Origin of the sequence: Salegentibacter holothuriorum, assembly GCF_900168045.1 — a bacterium.
Taxonomy (GTDB): Bacteria; Bacteroidota; Bacteroidia; order Flavobacteriales; family Flavobacteriaceae; genus Salegentibacter; species Salegentibacter holothuriorum.
In genome coordinates this window covers 141999-159337 of sequence record NZ_FUYY01000006.1, presented here as the reverse complement: position 1 = coordinate 159337, position 17339 = coordinate 141999, and the positions used below count along the sequence as shown (strand labels likewise).

16 protein-coding genes are annotated in these 17339 nt (G+C 36.6%); 10 read left to right on the top strand and 6 right to left on the bottom strand.

What is annotated here, in order from left to right; all coding sequences use genetic code 11:
• Positions 1 to 205: 205 nt before the first annotated feature.
• The 4 genes from B5X51_RS13385 to B5X51_RS13365 all read left to right on the top strand — a co-directional run bounded on the left by B5X51_RS13385 (position 206) and on the right by B5X51_RS13365 (position 5548).
• Positions 206 to 874, top strand: a complete 669-nt coding sequence (locus tag B5X51_RS13385; RefSeq protein WP_079721699.1) for an FAD-binding oxidoreductase — start codon at positions 206 to 208, stop codon at positions 872 to 874.
• Positions 875 to 976: 102 nt separating this feature from the next.
• A complete protein-coding gene (locus B5X51_RS13380) occupies positions 977 to 1738 on the top strand; it encodes a sterol desaturase family protein (RefSeq protein ID WP_079721698.1) in 762 nt (253 codons plus the stop codon).
• 186 nt (positions 1739 to 1924) lie between these two features.
• Positions 1925 to 4378, top strand: coding sequence for a zinc-dependent metalloprotease (locus B5X51_RS13375; RefSeq protein ID WP_079721697.1), 2454 nt, complete (start codon positions 1925 to 1927; stop codon positions 4376 to 4378).
• A gap of 690 nt (positions 4379 to 5068) precedes the next feature.
• Complete coding sequence (locus B5X51_RS13365) at positions 5069 to 5548, top strand: response regulator (RefSeq protein ID WP_079721695.1); 480 nt, start codon at positions 5069 to 5071, stop codon at positions 5546 to 5548.
• Positions 5549 to 5551: 3 nt separating this feature from the next.
• Here the strand turns inward: B5X51_RS13365 and B5X51_RS13360 are convergent, their stop codons facing one another.
• Entirely contained in the window at positions 5552 to 6229 is a 678-nt protein-coding gene (locus tag B5X51_RS13360) for a M15 family metallopeptidase (RefSeq protein ID WP_079721694.1), read from the bottom strand.
• A gap of 111 nt (positions 6230 to 6340) precedes the next feature.
• On the opposite strand from B5X51_RS13360, the gene B5X51_RS13355 reads away from it, so the two are divergent.
• The 4 genes from B5X51_RS13355 to B5X51_RS13340 all read left to right on the top strand — a co-directional run bounded on the left by B5X51_RS13355 (position 6341) and on the right by B5X51_RS13340 (position 11172).
• Positions 6341 to 7087, top strand: a complete 747-nt coding sequence (locus tag B5X51_RS13355; protein WP_079721693.1) for an SDR family NAD(P)-dependent oxidoreductase — start codon at positions 6341 to 6343, stop codon at positions 7085 to 7087.
• Positions 7088 to 7280: 193 nt separating this feature from the next.
• Entirely contained in the window at positions 7281 to 9935 is a 2655-nt protein-coding gene (locus B5X51_RS13350; RefSeq protein WP_079721692.1) for a PAS domain S-box protein, read from the top strand.
• Positions 9936 to 9944: 9 nt separating this feature from the next.
• Positions 9945 to 10319, top strand: coding sequence for a response regulator (locus tag B5X51_RS13345; protein ID WP_079721691.1), 375 nt, complete (start codon positions 9945 to 9947; stop codon positions 10317 to 10319).
• A 79-nt stretch (positions 10320 to 10398) separates the two neighbouring features.
• Positions 10399 to 11172 (top strand): XRE family transcriptional regulator, encoded by a 774-nt coding sequence (locus B5X51_RS13340; protein ID WP_079721690.1) that lies wholly within the window; start codon positions 10399 to 10401, stop codon positions 11170 to 11172.
• Positions 11173 to 11238: 66 nt separating this feature from the next.
• On the opposite strand, the gene B5X51_RS15970 is transcribed toward B5X51_RS13340, so the two are convergent.
• The 4 genes from B5X51_RS15970 to B5X51_RS13325 all read right to left on the bottom strand — a co-directional run bounded on the left by B5X51_RS15970 (position 11239) and on the right by B5X51_RS13325 (position 13391).
• Positions 11239 to 11400 (bottom strand): hypothetical protein, encoded by a 162-nt coding sequence (locus B5X51_RS15970; RefSeq protein WP_176132764.1) that lies wholly within the window; start codon positions 11398 to 11400, stop codon positions 11239 to 11241.
• Between the two features lie 29 nt (positions 11401 to 11429).
• The gene (locus tag B5X51_RS13335; RefSeq protein ID WP_079721689.1) at positions 11430 to 11714 is read right to left on the bottom strand and encodes a hypothetical protein; all 285 of its coding nucleotides are present in this window, start codon (positions 11712 to 11714) and stop codon (positions 11430 to 11432) included.
• Positions 11715 to 11842: 128 nt separating this feature from the next.
• Entirely contained in the window at positions 11843 to 12073 is a 231-nt protein-coding gene (locus B5X51_RS13330) for a hypothetical protein (protein WP_079721688.1), read from the bottom strand.
• Positions 12074 to 12134: 61 nt separating this feature from the next.
• Positions 12135 to 13391 (bottom strand): 3-deoxy-D-manno-octulosonic acid transferase, encoded by a 1257-nt coding sequence (locus B5X51_RS13325; protein WP_079721687.1) that lies wholly within the window; start codon positions 13389 to 13391, stop codon positions 12135 to 12137.
• 194 nt (positions 13392 to 13585) lie between these two features.
• On the opposite strand from B5X51_RS13325, the gene B5X51_RS13320 reads away from it, so the two are divergent.
• Entirely contained in the window at positions 13586 to 14719 is a 1134-nt protein-coding gene (locus tag B5X51_RS13320; RefSeq protein WP_176132763.1) for a DegT/DnrJ/EryC1/StrS family aminotransferase, read from the top strand.
• 9 nt (positions 14720 to 14728) lie between these two features.
• Complete coding sequence (locus B5X51_RS13315; RefSeq protein ID WP_079721686.1) at positions 14729 to 16009, top strand: metal-dependent hydrolase family protein; 1281 nt, start codon at positions 14729 to 14731, stop codon at positions 16007 to 16009.
• A 350-nt stretch (positions 16010 to 16359) separates the two neighbouring features.
• Here the strand turns inward: B5X51_RS13315 and fabD are convergent, their stop codons facing one another.
• Entirely contained in the window at positions 16360 to 17241 is an 882-nt protein-coding gene (gene fabD / locus B5X51_RS13310) for an ACP S-malonyltransferase (protein ID WP_079721685.1), read from the bottom strand.
• Positions 17242 to 17339: the final 98 nt, after the last annotated feature.

The window sequence follows — 17339 nt, the reverse complement described above, 5'->3', positions numbered from 1 at the left end:
ATTTGCGGTTTTCAAACTTAAGTCGAATATAAGGAATTGTTTTTATCGCTTCGGCTTATTGATTTTCTTTAAAACGTGGTTTTAGAATTTAGATTGATAAAGCTTCCTTAAAACTTGAGCTTAAAGTCTTTAAAGAAGGTTAAATGTCTTGAAACCGCCTTTTTAAACCAGTAAATTAAACTATAGCGTTTAAAAAAAAAATAAAATGGAGAAGACAGTAAAGATTAAGGAAGTTAAAACTATAACTCACGATGTTAAACAATTTGTAGTAGAAAAGCCTGATGGCTATGAGTTTACCCCGGGTCATGCTACAGAGGTTTCTATAAATAAGGAAAAGTGGAAAGACGAAAAAAGGCCGTTTACCTTTACCAGCCTAAATGAAGATGATTATTTAGAATTTACCATTAAGATTTATCCAGATCACGATGGTGTAACCGAACGGTTAGGGAAATTAAAGCCTGGAGACGAATTGATTATTCGCGATACCTGGGGTGCCATAGAATACAAAGGTCCAGGATATATTATTGCCGGGGGCGCAGGAATAACACCTTATATTGCCATGTTGCGCAAACTAAAGAAAGAGAATAAATTAAATGGCATTAAATTGTTTTATTCTAATAAAACAGATAAAGATATTATCCTGAAAACAGAATTAGATGCTATGCTGGGTGAAAACGCTACTTATGTAATCACCGATCAAAAAGACACAGACTTTACCAAAGCTTATATTGATGAAAATTTTTTAAAGCAACATATAGAAAATTTTGATGAGAAATTCTATGTATGTGGGCCTCCTAAAATGACGGAAGAGATAGGAAATACTTTAGAAAGATTAGGTGCAAATCCAGATGCGGTTACTTTAGACGACCAATAGAGAAATAGCATGAACTTAAGAAGAGTAGCTCTGGAGGCAGGTTTTGAAAAAGTTGAAAGATTGAAATTTTCGTATATTTTATCCTTATTACTTTAGTAGACCATGATTTTCTTTGAAATTAATAATCCGGGGCTTTTCTTAGTTTGTGTGCTTATCTTTTTTGTCGCAGTTTTTCTTAGGTACCTGGTTTCCGCAGGAATATTCTACTGGTATTATTACAGACTTAAAAGTGAAAAATTTAGTAATAAAAGATTAAGCAAACGCGGTTTTAGAAAAGGGCAGTTAAAAAAGGAGATTTATTGGAGCATGTGGTCTTCGGTGATTTTTGGCTTTTTTGGCGCGCTTACCTATTTTCTGTGGCAAAAGGGCTTTACCGAAATTTACCTGGAGCTTGAAAAATTTGGATTATGGTATTTACCGGTGAGTTTTATTTTACTTTCTCTACTTCATGAAACTTATTATTATTGGGTGCATCGCTGGATGCACAATCCCTTGGTCTTTAAGAAAATTCATAAGGTACATCACGATAGCTTAGTGCCCAGCCCCTGGACGGCTTTCTCCTTTCATCCCTGGGAATCTTTACTGGAAGCTATAGTAGTTCCGGTAATTCTACTCTTTCTGCCTGTTCATCCAATTGTAATTGGTGTTTATTTAATTTTTATGACGCTTAGCAGCGTGATAAATCATTTAGATATTGAAATTTATCCCGAAGCTTTTATAAAAAGTCGCTTCGGAAAATTGTTTATTGGCGCTACGCACCATCATTTTCATCACGCCGAGTTCAAAACCAATTTCGGACTTTATTTTACTTTCTGGGATAGGTTGATGAATACCGAAAGCAGATCCAGGATTTCTTCAGAGTAAGGAAGGCTGATTTTGGAAACTTTTATACGTCAAGCTGAACTTGTTTCAGCTTCTAACATAATTAAGACACTTACATCTGAGATCTTAAACAAATTCAGGATAATGTATTGACAATATATATTCTTCTCATCCGATTATTTCAACCTTTTATCAGGTTTGCTTATCTTGAAGCCAAAATAAAAATTCATGATAAAAAAATTACCTATTCTGGGGCTGGTCGCAATACTTGCAGCTGGTTGTGGAAGCGAAAAATCTGTTTTCAACGGTAAAGATAAATCGGCTGAAAACACTTCAAAGAAAGCAACAAACGGACTCAAATCCTACGACGAAGTCATCACTTCAGAAGCTGAATCTGATGAAGGACTTTTTACTACGCATTTTGTAGATGACAAACTTTATTTTGAAATTCCGGTAGATTTGCTGGATAAAGATATGCTTTTGGTAAGTCGTATTGCCGGGGTGCCAGATGGTTATGGGGGCGGTTATGTGAATGCCGGTTCTAAAGTAAATGAACAGGTAGTTCGGTGGACAAAGCGAAAAGGAAATATAGATGTAAAGGTGATAAGTTTTGAAAATATGAGTGATGAAGAGTCACCTATTTACAAATCTGTACAGGCTAATAATTATTTTCCAATCCTTTTTAGTTCAAAAATCGAAACCTATAATGCAGACTCCACAAGTGTGGTGATTGAAGTTGGTGATTTGTTTGAAAACGAAGTGAAAGCCATCAACGGCCTTTCGTCTTCACTCCGTAAACGTTATAAAGTTAGGAAACTGGATCAAAGTAGATCTTATATTGAATCAGCAAATTCTTATCCAGAGAACATAGAGGTAAAACACGTTATGACTTACGAGGCTGAAGAACCGCCAACACGTGACCAGGCCGGAACTATTTCTATGATGATGAACCAATCTATGATCTTGTTGCCAGACGATAAAATGCAACCCAGAGTTGCAGATTCTCGTGTTGGCTGGTTTACCATAGATAAATACGATTATAATTCAGAGGAACTAAAAGCCGATGATTATGAATTGATTCGCCGCTGGCAACTAGTGCCTAAAGATATTGAAGCTTACAAACGTGGGGAACTGGTAGAGCCTAAAGAGCCTATAGTTTATTATTTAGACCCTGCCACGCCTGAAAAATGGAGGCCATATTTTAAGCAGGGAATTGAAGACTGGAATGTGGCTTTTGAAGAAGCAGGTTTTAAAAACGCAATAATCGCTAAAGATCCACCAACAAAAGAAGAAGATCCGGAATTTAGTCCTGAAGATGTACGTTACTCAGTAGTGCGCTACGTAGCCAGTACTACCAGGAATGCAGTAGGCCCTTCAGTAACCGACCCGAGAACCGGGGAAATTATTGAAAGCGATATTATTTGGTATCACAATCATTTGCGCTCATATCGAAACCGCTATATGATTGAGGCCGGAGCGCAAACCGAAGATGCCAGAACTTTAAACACACCGGAATCTGAAATTGGCGAAATGATGCGTATGGTAATAGCTCATGAAGTGGGACACGCGCTTGGTTTGCCGCATAATATGAAAGCGAGTTCTGCTTATCCAACAGATTCTTTAAGGTCGGCTGAGTTTACCCAGAAATATGGTTTAACTCCCTCTATAATGGATTATGCACGGGTAAATTATGTTGCGCAACCGGAAGATGGAGGAGTAAGGTATATTAGAATGATGGGGCCATACGATTTGTATGCCATCAACTGGGGTTACAGATACCTACCGGAAGCTGAATCTCCTGAAGCAGAGAAAGAAAAATTAGATGAATGGATTTTGGAAAAAGCAGGTAATCCCTGGTATGAATTTGGAAATGGATATGGAGGTGTAGATCCACAATCTCAACGAGAAAGTTTGGGTGACGATCAAGTGAAAGCCAGTGAATATGGGCTCGCAAACCTTAAAAAAGTAGTTCCTAATTTAATTGAATGGACTTCTAAAGACGGTTATGGTTATGACGATCTTGAAGAAGTGTATAGAGAGTTGACTTATATGTGGCGAGGTTATGTTTCTCACGTGGTGACTAATGTTGGCGGGGTTTATGAAACTCGTAAAACCTCTAATCAGGATGGCGTGGTTTATGAAAATGTACCGAAGAAAAAACAGGAAGATGCCGTTGAGTTCTTAGTAGAAGAAGCTTTTACTACTCCAAATTGGTTGCTGAATCAGGAAATATTAAACCGAATAGAAGCAACAGGAGCTATAGATCGGGTGCAGAGTTTACAGACTCGTGCATTGAATAATTTGTTAGAGGAAGATCGCTTAAACCGAATGATCGCTAATGAAGAGGTAAATGGGAATGAGGCGTATACTGCAGTTAATTTAATGCAAGATTTGCGAAAAGGTATTTTTAGCGAACTTTACAAGAGGAATAAAGTTGATGCATACCGGCGTAATTTACAGCGATCTTATGTAGATATTGCTTCAGAATATCTTAAAAAATTAAATGCTGAAGATAACGATGCTTTATTGAAATCTGATATTTTACCACTTATGCGCGGTGAAATGCAATCATTAAAGCGCGATATAAATCGTAGGAAATCGGGAGTAAATCATTCCCTAACCCAATATCACTGGGAAGATCTAATTGCCAGGATAGATGCTGCGCTAGATATAGAATCTTAATTTTAAAAGAAAATCAATAGAAACCCCGAAAAGCATTAGTGTTTTTCGGGGTTTTATTTTTTACTCGTCCTTCTGTCCCGACGCTTCGGGATCATTTCAGAATCTAAGTTGTTATCTTCTGTGGTGAGTTTATAAAATTCTGGATTTGTTCCATTTCTTTTAGAGACTTCGTTGGTAAATATCTTGTTTTACCGTTTTTAAGTTTTAGGATTAATCGTTTTCTTCCGAAGAAATTTTTTGAAACTGGATGCTGAATTTCATCTAAAGGAATCACTTCTTTAGTGCTAAGTTTAGTGAAATAATACAATATAAAAAGCGACACGAGACCAATGGGGATCCAAAACCAGGTAAGCGTGTCCCATTCAGAAATAGGCCTTTTATTAACCCAACAAACATTTGAAATAAATTACTAAGCATTATAAACTTTAGCATCCAATATTGGAATTTTAGGTTGTCATCTATCTTTATTTGGTTGTTAGCTGCGTCTAATTTTATGTCCATTGATTCAATAAGAATTTTAGTGAAAATACTAAAAACCGTAAAATGAATTTTAATTTTATAGGATTCTCAATTATTTTTCCTGCAATTAATCTTATAACTAATACAGTTTTATTATTGCAGAGAGAGTTTTACAGTTTATCTTTATTGCCTTAAGGTTTGCTATAAAACTTTAGCACTAAATGCGAGTATATGCAGAAGCCCCCCACACATGAGGTACTATTAGCTGAAGACAATTCACTTATTTTAAAGTTGGAATTAAGAAGTTTAAAGAAATTAGTAAACTGCCCAATAAAAGGCTTTTGGCAAGGCGGTGAATTAATTGATTATCTAAAACAAACCGCAAATGCCGGGCATTTACAGCTTATTTTTTTGGATCTAAATATGCCACGAGTAAATGGCTGGGATGTTTTAGATTTTCTAGAGGATTTTAAATACAAAAATTCCATTTATGTAGTTGTACTAAGTTCTTCTATGTACCAGCCAGATAAGGAACGTGCTTTTAAGTATAGTAGAGTTATTGGTTACCACGATAAATTTATAGACACGCAGGAGCTTTTAGAAATTTTAAATCAAGACGTCTTAATGAAAAATTTTAATTTTCAATTTAAGGAGGAGTTAGATGAAGATGAAAGCATCTCAAGAGATCAAACTTTAGATTTTATTTCTTAAAATCTAGCGTACCGGAAAATCAAAATAGGTTTCAGGATAAGGTTCATTTCGCAAAGTATAATGCCACCATTCTTCAGGGTAAGGCCTAAAGCCATTTTTAATCATTATCCGCTTTAATAAAGAACGATTTGCCTTTTGTTCCTTTGTGATCTTGTCTGTATTATGATGAGAAATATCCCCGAAAAAGTCATAACCACTTCCCATATCCAGTTCTTTTCCAGTGTTAGCATTTAAAATTGTTAGATCTACGGTACTTCCGCGAGAATGCCCAGACTTACTGGCTATGTAACCTAACTGAAAAAGATCTTTTTTAGCAATTTCTGGATAAAACTTACTTTTTGTGAGGGTATCACCGGGGTTTCTGGCCCATTCAATAAAATGATTTACCGCAGTTTGAGGGCGATAAGCATCGAAAATTTTAAGGCAAAAACCTTGTGACATTAGGTCTTTCTGTGCGGTTGCCAAAGCTTCGGTAGCGATTTTTGTTAGAATGCCTGCGGGCTGATGATATGCATCTACAGGCTTTCCAATAAAGTTATTGCTTCCCGCATATCTAATATCAAGTTTAATATCTGGGATTTGTGCTTTAATATAAGTAAAGCCCTTGAGGAGTTCTTTGGTTTGAGCTAGTCCAGAATTAAAACCAACTAGAAAAAGTAAAAGATAGCTTAAGCTTTTCATTCTTGCTGAATTTTAAGCCAAGTTACTTAAAATATTATTCCTGATTTTCATCATATTTTTTTAGTGTATAAACGCTTAGCTTTAAGTGTTTTAACCTAAACGGAAGTAGTCATGGAATTAAAAGGTAAAGTAGCTCTCATTACGGGCGCAGCATCGGGAATTGGGAAAAGTACAGCCTTACTTTTCGCTAAAGAAGGAGCAAAAGTGTTTTTAACCGATATCAATGAAGAGGGCGGGAAGACACTGGTTAACCAAATTGAGGAATCTGGTGGTGAAGCTACATTTTTAAAAGCTGATACTTCACAGTCTCAAGATTCAGAAAAAAGTGTTGCCGAAGCAATAAAGAAGTTCGGTAAATTAGATATAGCGGTAAACAATGCAGGTATAGGTGGTCCTCAAAAACCTGTGGGCGAATATGAAATTGAAGCCTGGGATAAAGTAATAAGTATCAATCTCTCCGGGGTTTTCTACGGAATGCGTTACCAAATTCCTGCAATGCTTAAAAATGGCGCGGGAAGTATTATAAATGTGGCTTCCATTTTAGGAAGTGTAGGTTTTGCAAATGCAGCAGCCTATGTTGCGGCTAAGCACGGGGTTGTGGGCTTAACAAAATCGGCTGCATTAGAATATTCAGCTAAGGGGGTAAGAGTGAACTCGGTTGGACCGGCTTTTATAAAAACACCTTTATTGGAAGGTCTTGACGAAGAACTATTATCACATTTGGTAAATGCTCATCCCATTGGTCGTTTAGGGGAAGCAGATGAGGTAGCACAGCTTTTTGTTTGGTTAGCAAGCGACAGGGCTTCTTTTGCTACTGGTGCTTACTACCCAATAGATGGGGGCTATTTGGCTCAATAAAATTTGAGTTTCTTTAATAGACATCTTTTAGTAATAAATTTTGCTTTATTGTTAATTTTATATATAATAATGGACTCTTTTTGAGTATAAATTTATGATTTTCATAAGAAAATGTAAGGTAGATTAGTTTCTAAAAATAGTATTTTAGAGCTATTATTGTAGCCAATCTTAATTGAGAATATAGTATAGATATATGGTAGAATCCAATGCCGATAAACTTTCCAGGAAAGAAGAAATAACACTTGTAAAATATGCCTCACAGCTTACCCAAACTATTAGGGAGCCATTACTTATTTTAGATGACAACCTTTGTATTATAGGCGCCACAGCTAATTTTATTTCTGGTTTTAAGGTAGACGATACTTTAATAAACGGAATTTCGATTTTTAAATTAAATAAAGAACAATTAAATCTTCCAGATTTTAGAGAAGTTCTAAAGAAAGTCCTGGACACTGAACAAGCGGTTAATAAGAAAACGCTTAGTGTTAAATTTCCTCAGAAAGGAAGAAAGGAAATTTCTGTAAATGTTTCTCCACTTTGGTCTCCTGTTGACCGAAAATTACTTTTGGTTAGTTTTAAGAAATTGAAAGGAATTAATAAAATTTCTAAACAGGAGATTGTTTTTAATCGCATTTTTGAGAATATACTATCTAAAGCACCTGCTGCAATATGCGCATTACGCGGGCCTAAACATGTTTTTGAATTGGCCAATGAAAATTATATGAAGCTGCTTGGCCATAGGGATATTATTGGTAAGACTGTAAAAGAAGCGGTTCCAGAAGTAAACAATCAAGGTTTTATAGAACTTTTAGATAAGGTATACGAGACGGGCGAACCGCATATTGGGAATGAAACTCAAATTCGACTTAAAGTTGGTGAAAATGAATTTAAAAACTCTTTTTTAAATTTTGTTTATCAGCCCACTCGAAATCATAAGGGAAAAATAGATGGGATTTTTGCTCACGTAATTGATGTAACAGAGCAGGTAGAAGCCCGAAAAGCTTTAGAAAATAGTGAACAACGTTTAAGGGAAGTTATTGATGCTGTTCCTGCAATTATCTGGATTACAAATACTAAAGCACAAACTGTTTACCTAAATAAAAATTGGTATAGTTATACCGGGCAGGATAGAGATGCTGCTGAGGGCATGGGATGGTTAGATGCCACCCATCCTGAAGATAGGAAACAAACTGAGTTTGCATTCCTGGAAGGGCACAATCAAAAAAAAGCTTATAGTATGAGTTTTAGATTGCGCAACAAAAAAGGGGAATACCGCTGGGTTTTAGATAAGGGCAGTCCTAAGTTTGATGCCAATGGTAATTATGAAGGTATGATAGGTACCGTAGTAGATGTTCACGAAGAAAGAAATAAAGAAAACCTGGTAAGGGAAAAAGATCACCGCCTGCAGGGAATTGTCAAAGAGGCTACTGTAGCTACTGCAATTTATACGGGAAGAGACATGCATATAGAACTAGCCAATGATGCTATGATAGAGCTTTGGGGTAAAGATAAATCTGTTATTGGAACTCCGCTTCATGAAGCTTTGCCAGAGTTAGATGGACAGCCTTTTTTAGACTTGCTTAGAAATGTGCTGGATACCGGAGAAATATATTGGGGTAAAGAAGATAAGGTAGACCTTATGATAGACGGTAAAATGCAAACCGGCTATTATAACTTTACTTACAAACCACTTAGAGATAAGAAAGGAGATATCTACGGTATTTTAAATATGGCCATTGATGTGACTGATTCTGTGACTTCTAAAATGCTTCTCAAGGAAAGTGAATTCCATTTTAGACAAATGGCTGATCTAATGCCGGGAATGGTCTCTAAAACTAACGAGAAAGGTAGTGATATTTACTTCAATAAAAATTGGCTGGATTTTACCGGAAAAGGAATTACAGATCTTAAAGACATAGGCTGGGTTCACTATATTCATCCAGATGAAAAAGATAATTTCTTAAAAGCCTGGGAAGATTGTTTAGGTACTGGTTGTAATTTGGAGATGCAATTGCGTCTTAAAAATAAGGAAGGAAAATATATTTGGCACTTAAGCAGGTGTGAAGCCGTAAAAGAAGACGATGGTTCGGTAAAAATGTGGATTGCCGTAAATACGGAGATAGATAAAATTAAGGAAGAAGAAAAACGTAAGGAAGAATTTCTAAAAATGGTAAGCCATGAGTTGAAAACACCCGTGACCTCCATAAAAGGTTATGTTCAACTATTATTAAGCTTAATTAAGAAGCAAAAGGAATTAGAAGCTTCAAAACTTCCGCTGAAGCCTTCTTTAGAACGTATAAATCATCAGGTAACCAGGTTAACCCGTTTAATTTCAGAAATTCTTGATCTTTCCAGAATTAGGGAAAATCAATTAGAATTAAAAAAGGAGGGATTCAATTTAAATGAATTGGTTAAGGAAACTATTCAGGATATAAATTATACCAATACCCAACATAAAATAAGCTTAGAGAGTGATGTTCAATGCCATGTTTTGGCAGACCGGGATCGTATTGGGCAAGTGATTATAAATTTTGTGATGAATGCCATTAAATATTCTCCCGGTAGTGAAGATGTAAACGTTAAAATCACCCAGGAAGATGAGCATAGGGTAAGGGTATGCGTAAAAGATTTTGGAATAGGAATAGGGCAGGAGAACTATAAAAAGATTTTTAAACGATTTTACAGGGTAGGGGTTAAAAGTGAAGAAACTTACTCAGGTTTTGGAATTGGCTTATATTTGGCTAACGAAATTATAGAAAGACATAACGGAGAAATACAACTTAAAAGTGAACTGGGTGAGGGATCAGAATTTTCATTTATTTTGAACACTACGCAGGTTACTTCTTAATTAATATATATGGAGAAAACTACAAAAATTCTGGTGGTTGATGATGATTCGGGAATAGGGGAAATGCTAAAAACATTACTGGAATTTTACGGTTACGAAGTGATAGTTACCGAAAAACCACTTTTAGCAGAAGAATTAATTCAGCAGGAAAAAATTGACCTGGTTTTATTAGATATGCTTATTTCTGGGGTTGATGGGACTGATGTTTGTGCGGGTATTAGGCAAAATCCTGAAATTGGCAAAACTCCAGTACTTATGATGTCGGCATTACATGATGCCGGGCCAAAATGTAAAGCCGCAGGTGCTAACGATTTTATTGCTAAGCCATTTGAAGTGGAAGACCTTACCGAAAAGATAGAAATAATTCTTGCAGCGCAAGAATAGCCCAATAGTTTTTTTGTAAATATGGAATTTATCCAATAAATTTGACTATTATTGGATAAATTCCTAAATATTAGAAATTATGGGGCAGCCAGCATCTATTGAAATAAAGCATTTTAAAGAGATTAGAGAAGAGAATAACTTCACCCAATCTGAATTCGCCGATCTTCTAGGTATTAAAAATTCTACGGCAGATATTGAGCGTGGTCGTACCAAGCTTTCCGGAAAAGTAGTAGCCGAACTTCTTGGACAGTTTGGGGTGAATCCATTGTGGCTTTTTGGACAAAGCGGGCAAAAGTTTTTACAACTTAGTAAAGGCGATGTTAGCCCAAAGGTGGTGACCGTAGATTCTTCAGATAATGAAAATATGCTGATGGTAAATCAAAAGGCTGCTGCCGGTTATCCGCACAATGTACAGGATGTAGAATGGTACCAGCAGTTACCGGCTTTTGATATTCCACTACCTGAATTTAGAAATGCCACTTATCGCGGTTTCCAAATTGAAGGAGATAGTATGCTGCCAAATTATTATCCAAACGAGTGGGTTTTGGCCAAAGCCGTTCCAGATCTTGATCAGGCCAGTAATAATAAAATTTACGTAGTGGTTTTGCAAGATTCGGTGTTGGTAAAAAAACTACAGAAACTACCAGATTCTTCCAAGGTTTTATTAATCTCTTTGAATGAAGAATATCTTCCTATTGAAGTGAATATAAATGAAATACAGGAGATTTGGCAGGTTAATTCTAAGCTTACTTTTAACCTGGATAACCCTTCAGAGAGTGGTCTTTTTAGGGAATTAAAACAGTCTATGGAAGATCTTAAACGAGAACTTAGAACGTTCAAAAAACAAGCCTAAATAAAAAAATCCTTTTTGAACTTAATCAAAAAGGATTTTTTCTTTGGTTAGTTAAGAATTTAGATTCTACATATCATCAGTAGCATCTTCTATTTCATCTCCTACATCATCTGCAGCATCTTCTATATCATCGGCTGCTTGTTCAACACCAGATTTTTCTTCTCTACAAGAAGTGAAAATCGCTGCAGTACTAAAGGTAAGGGCTAGCATTAAAATTAACTTTTTCATAGTTCTAAATTTAGTGATCAAAAAAGGGATTAATAATCGTCGTCTCCTTCAATTTCCTCTTCTACTTCGTTTGCAGCATCTTCAACTGCTTCACCGGTCTCATTTGCTGCATTTTCTACAGCGTCTCCGGCATCGTTAGCGGCGTCTTCAATGTCTTCTTCAACATTGTCCATATCATTATCCATTTCGTTCATTTCGCCTTCCATCTCGTGTTCCATTTCCATCTCATCGTCTTCTTCATTGACTTCACGGCAAGAAGTAAAAGCTGTACTAATGGTAAAAAACATAGCGAGCATTAAAATTGATCTTTTCATAATTTGGTTGTTTCTAGTTTTCTAAAACAAAATTACAGATGTAAAAGTGTATTTTAATACAAATAGCATTAAAATTTTCTTAAAAAATAAATAATTCTGCTGCTTTAGGAGTGTTTTAGCTATGAAAATTAATTATCGTCAATTTTATCTATTTCTTCGTTAATCTCTTTATTTACTTTTTTATCTACTTTTTCGCCGGCGCGTTCTAAAATCCCTTTTTGTTCCTCTTCTTCAACCTCCGGTACTTCTTTTTGAACTTCAACTTCCTTTACCACGGTTTTTTCTTCTGGGGTTTCCCGGCAAGAGGTTAAGCTTATGATACCTAACAAAAATACTCCTGTAATAAATACTCGTTTCATATTTCTAATTTATTGATTAGATGATCGAAATTACAATATAAACTTTGAGCTTATTTATTTTTTAGGAAACTTTAGCAAAATCAGGAAGGCTTCTTAAGTAGTTCATAACACTACGGGTGGCGCCGGTATTGCTATTAATAAAGTGACCGGCAATCATTCCTGTTTTTTCTCTAAAGCTGCCGTCTGTAATTAGTTTACTGGTGATATTAGAAAAATCATTGGAATCGGCTACTACATATAATCCGGCCAATTGCCGAAGCTTTACAGCTTCAGGGAATTTTTTATAATTTTCTCCTATTATAACCGGAATCCCAAAAGTAGCAGGTTCCAGAATGTTATGAAGCCCCGTAGTCCCGGCGGCACCACCTACATAGGCAATATTGGCATAGCTGTATATCTTCCCTAAAAGACCAATAGTATCTAATATTAATATATCATAACCTTCTAATTCCTTATTCTTCCTGTTGGAATAACGAATAGATTTCTTTTTCAGCTTTTTCTCTAATGTGTTTATTTTTTCTTCATTTATTTCATGTGGAGCAATTATTACCTTTATCTTTTCCGAAGTTTCATTTATAAAGGGAATAAGAAGTTCTTCATCTTCAGGCCAGGTACTTCCGGCTACTAAACAGGTTTGTTCATCAATAAAATCTTCAGCAAACTCCAGTTTGTTATCATACTGAATTTGTCTGGATACACGATCAAATCGCGTGTCACCACTTAGTGTAGTGTTGTTAAGGCCAATATTTTTAAGAAGTGCGATTGACGTTTCATTCTGAACAAAGAAGTGATCGAATGTTTGCAATGCTTTTCGCATAAAGCCGCCATAAGGCTTAAAATAGATCTGATTTTCCCTAAAAGCCCCCGATATCAATAAACTTTTAATTTTTCGTTTTTTGAGTTCTGCCATAAAATTTGGCCAGATTTCATATTTAATAAAAAAGGCAATTTTTGGTCTTACAAGGTCTAGAAAACGCTTTGCGTTCTTCCTGGTGTCTAGCGGAAGATAAGTGATTACATCTGCTAGCGGATGATTTTTCTTGTTTTCATATCCCGAAGGAGAAAAGAAGGTAATCAGGATCTTATATTTTGGATATTCTTTTTTTATTTCCTCAATAATAGGTAAAGCCTGCTCAAACTCGCCCAGGGAAGCAGCATGGAACCAAAGATATTCTTCTTTAGTATTAATTTTAGCTTCCAATACACTAAAAACCGACTTACGGCCTTCCGTAAATAATTTGAGTTTTTCATTAAATCTACCGGCCAAAGGGAGTGCTCTCTCGGCAATTTTTGTCGTTAAGTTATACAGTGCTCTCAAAATAAGTGATTTCTATTGCGAAAATAGGCCTTTAATTAAAATTGATTGGCAATAGGGAGCTTATTTCGTATTTTCGTAGCACTCAAAAAAAAATTGAAATCAGCATAATGCTGGACACAGAAAATAGCAATTAACAGGGGGAATGTTTATGTACCTGTGACAGATTCCTTCTATGGGATTAAATTTATTAACAGATGAGAAAGATACAAATGGTTGATCTTAAGGGTCAATATGAAGGAATAAAAGATCAGGTAAATACTGCCTTTAAGGAGGTGATAGAAAATACAGCATTTATTAACGGTCCTGAAGTTCAGCAATTTCAGAAAGATTTGGAGGATTATCTTCAGGTAAAAAATGTTATTCCCTGTGCAAATGGAACTGATGCCTTGCAAATAGCAATGATGGGTCTTGGATTAAAGCCGGGAGACGAAGTGATTACAGCCGATTTTACTTTTGCTGCGACTGTTGAGGTGATAGCGCTTCTTCAGCTTACACCGGTTTTGGTAGATGTCGAGCCAGACAGTTTTAATATAGATCCTGATGCTATAAAAAAAGCAATTACACCTAAAACTAAAGCTATTGTTCCCGTACATCTTTTTGGTCAGGCTGCAAATATGGATGCAATTATGCAAATTGCCGAAGAACATAATCTATATGTAATTGAAGATAATGCGCAAGCCATTGGTGGAAATTATCACTCTAAAAGTGGTAAAACACTTAAAACAGGAGCTATTGGTCATATTGGAGCAACTTCGTTTTTTCCGTCTAAAAATTTAGGATGTTATGGAGATGGAGGAGCCATCTTTACCAACGATGATCAATTAGCACATACTATTCGCGGTATCGTAAATCACGGAATGTACGAGCGTTATCATCACGACGTGGTGGGCGTTAATTCTCGCTTAGATAGTTTGCAGGCAGCTGTTTTGCGCGCTAAACTTCCAAAATTAGACATATACAACGAGGCTCGTAAAAAGGCTGCAAACCTTTATAACGCCGCTTTTCAGGATGAACTTCATATAGAAACTCCACACAGAATAGGAGACTGTGATACGCACGTTTACCATCAATACACGCTAAAAATTAAAAATGGGAAGCGTGACGCTTTAGCGAAACACTTGCAGGAAAAAGGGATCCCTTTTGGAATTTATTATCCAATCCCGTTACATCAGCAAAAAGCTTATGTAGATTCCAGGTATAATGAGGCCGATTTCCCGGTAACTAATAAACTGGTTCAGGAAGTGCTTTCTCTTCCTATGCATACCGAACTGGATAATGAACAAATTGATTATATTACGGGAACAATCAAAGAATTTTTAAACACTTAATCTTTAAGAATGAAAAAACTTTTAATCTTTTGCTTCGGAATTTTCTTAACTGCGGGGCTTCAGGCTCAGGATTTATATATACAAGCCGGGAAGTTGGTAGATACCAAATCTGGAAAGGTCTTAACTGAAAAAACAATTATCGTTTCCGAAGAAAGGATTAAAAGTGTTGAAGATGGATTTGTAAATCCGGAGAGTAATAAAGATTCAGTAATTGATCTTCGCGCAAAAACAGTGCTACCGGGATTAACAGATATGCACGTTCACCTGGAAAGCGAAACCAATCCGCAGAAATATATGGAGCGATTTGTAGATGATCCTGCAGACGCTGCTTTTAGTTCGGTTGGTTTTGCCAAAATAACTTTAATGGCTGGTTTTACCACTGTTAGGGAATTAGGTGGAAGCGGCGTGAATATCGCCCTTCGTGATGCGATAAATAGCGGTGAAATTGACGGCCCAAGAATTTTTACTGCCGGTAAATCTTTGGCTACAACCGGAGGACATGCAGATCCCACTAACGGCATGAATAGAAAATTAACTGGAGACCCGGGGCCAAAAGAAGGTGTGGTGAACGGGCCTGAAGATGCTGCTAAAGCGGTTCGCCAGCGTTATAAAAATGGAGCCGATTTAATAAAGATTACGGCTACCGGTGGTGTTTTGAGTGTAGCGAAAAGTAGCTCCAATCCACAGTTTACCGAAGAGGAAATAAGAGCCATTGTAAAAACAGCTAATGATTATGATTTTCACGTGGCGGCCCACGCTCACGGAGACGAAGGAATGCAGCGTGCAATAAGGGCCGGTGTAAAAACTATTGAGCACGGCACGAAAATGAGCGAAGAAACAATGGATTTGATGAAAGAGCATGATGCTTATTTGGTACCAACAATTACAGCCGGGAAAGAAGTAACTCAAAATGCTGAAATTGAGAACTATTATCCGGCACTCGTAGTACCAAAAGCCAGGGAAATTGGTCCGCAGATACAGGGAATGTTTGAGCGTGCATATAAAAGAGGTGTAGGAATTGCTTTTGGTACCGATGCCGGAGTTTTTAAACACGGAGAAAATGCTCGGGAGTTTGTGTATATGACTGAAGCCGGAATGCCGGCAATGGAAGCAATTCAAAGTGCTACAATAACGGCGGCTAAGATTTTAAAAATGGAAAATCAAATCGGCCAGATCGCTGAAGGTTTTTATGCCGATATCATTGCCGTAGATGAAGATCCAACTGTAAATATAGAAACTTTAAAAGAGGTGAAATTTGTGATGAAAGAAGGGAAGATCTATAAAAAGTAAACCTCTTTGTCTTTGTCACTTCGAGCGGAGTCGAGAAGTTGTCTGTAAACACATAAAAAAAATCCTGAAGTTTATAGCTTCAGGATTTTTTATTGGCACCGCCAAAGGGTGTAATACCCCGACGCTTGCTTCGAAATTAAAAATTTGTTTCCAATGAATGCCTCGTGGGCTTGCCCCGAGGTAGTTTACCTTTTAGGAATTTCTTCGGGCTATAGAAAGCGAAAAGGTTGGAATAAACTTCTTTCGTCAAGCTGAACTTGTTTCAGCTTCTAAAATGTTAGATCCTATAACAAGTTCAGGATGACGATTAATTTTAAAAGCCTTCTTTATTTCTAAGAATTTTTTAAGCCTCAAATAGAAGCTGAAGCAGTTTCCATTTTTCGGTCTATTTTCTTTACCAGACCCTGTAAAACTTTTCCGGGGCCTACTTCAGTAAAGCTAGTAGCACCATCGTCCATCATGTTTTGAACACTTTGTGTCCATTTTACCGGTGCTGTTAATTGAAAAACAAGATTTTTCTTTATTTCTTCGGGATCGGTTACCGCAAACGTGCTTACGTTTTGGTATATAGGACAGGTAGGTATATTGAATGTAGTATTCTCTATCGCTGCAGCCAGCTCTTTTCTAGCTGGTTCCATCAAAGGAGAATGAAAAGCACCTCCAACAGGCAGGATCATAGCTCGTTTTGCACCGCGTTCCTTTAAAGTTTCGCAAGCAGCCTCTACAGCTTTTACATCTCCCGATATCACTAATTGACCGGGGCAATTATAATTTGCTGCTACTACCACTCCTTCTGTTTCAGCGCAAACGGCTTCAACAACTTCATCTTCCAGGCCTAAAACTGCTGCCATAGTAGAAGGCTCTAATTCGCAAGCCTGTTGCATGGCCATAGCGCGTTTATATACCAGCTTCAAACCATCTTCGAAAGAAAGCGTGTTATTGGCTACAAGTGCCGAAAATTCTCCTAGTGAATGGCCTGCTACCATATCTGGTTTAAAATCTTCACCCATAACTTTACTCAAAATAACAGAATGTAAAAAAACCGCCGGTTGAGTAACTTTGGTTTGTTTTAGATCTTCGGCAGATCCTTCAAACATAATATCGGTAATTGAAAAGCCTAAAATTGCATTGGCTTTCTTAAAAAGTTCCTGTGCCTTAGCAGATTGTTCAAAAAGGTCTAAACCCATTCCTGAAAACTGCGCTCCCTGGCCGGGAAAAATATATGCGTTCATAATTTTTTCAATTTAGATTCGGCTAAAATAGAAATAATAAAAAAGACCTCATAACAATTGACTTGCTAGGAGGTCTTTTCATTGAAAAACATAATATT

What these genes read in the sequence shown, in the direction of transcription:
- B5X51_RS13385 (WP_079721699.1), top strand. Translation starts at nt 206, where the DNA reads ATGGAGAAGACAGTAAAGATTAAGGAAGTTAAAACTATAACTCACGAT.
- B5X51_RS15970 (WP_176132764.1), bottom strand. Translation starts at nt 11,400, where the DNA reads ATGAAAAAGTTAATTTTAATGCTAGCCCTTACCTTTAGTACTGCAGCG.
- B5X51_RS13355 (WP_079721693.1), top strand. Translation starts at nt 6,341, where the DNA reads ATGGAATTAAAAGGTAAAGTAGCTCTCATTACGGGCGCAGCATCGGGA.
- B5X51_RS13330 (WP_079721688.1), bottom strand. Translation starts at nt 12,073, where the DNA reads ATGAAACGAGTATTTATTACAGGAGTATTTTTGTTAGGTATCATAAGC.
- B5X51_RS13360 (WP_079721694.1), bottom strand. Translation starts at nt 6,229, where the DNA reads ATGAAAAGCTTAAGCTATCTTTTACTTTTTCTAGTTGGTTTTAATTCT.
- B5X51_RS13315 (WP_079721686.1), top strand. Translation starts at nt 14,729, where the DNA reads ATGAAAAAACTTTTAATCTTTTGCTTCGGAATTTTCTTAACTGCGGGG.
- fabD (WP_079721685.1), bottom strand. Translation starts at nt 17,241, where the DNA reads ATGAACGCATATATTTTTCCCGGCCAGGGAGCGCAGTTTTCAGGAATG.
- B5X51_RS13340 (WP_079721690.1), top strand. Translation starts at nt 10,399, where the DNA reads ATGGGGCAGCCAGCATCTATTGAAATAAAGCATTTTAAAGAGATTAGA.
- B5X51_RS13345 (WP_079721691.1), top strand. Translation starts at nt 9,945, where the DNA reads ATGGAGAAAACTACAAAAATTCTGGTGGTTGATGATGATTCGGGAATA.
- B5X51_RS13350 (WP_079721692.1), top strand. Translation starts at nt 7,281, where the DNA reads ATGGTAGAATCCAATGCCGATAAACTTTCCAGGAAAGAAGAAATAACA.
- B5X51_RS13365 (WP_079721695.1), top strand. Translation starts at nt 5,069, where the DNA reads ATGCAGAAGCCCCCCACACATGAGGTACTATTAGCTGAAGACAATTCA.
- B5X51_RS13380 (WP_079721698.1), top strand. Translation starts at nt 977, where the DNA reads ATGATTTTCTTTGAAATTAATAATCCGGGGCTTTTCTTAGTTTGTGTG.
- B5X51_RS13375 (WP_079721697.1), top strand. Translation starts at nt 1,925, where the DNA reads ATGATAAAAAAATTACCTATTCTGGGGCTGGTCGCAATACTTGCAGCT.
- B5X51_RS13335 (WP_079721689.1), bottom strand. Translation starts at nt 11,714, where the DNA reads ATGAAAAGATCAATTTTAATGCTCGCTATGTTTTTTACCATTAGTACA.
- B5X51_RS13320 (WP_176132763.1), top strand. Translation starts at nt 13,586, where the DNA reads ATGAGAAAGATACAAATGGTTGATCTTAAGGGTCAATATGAAGGAATA.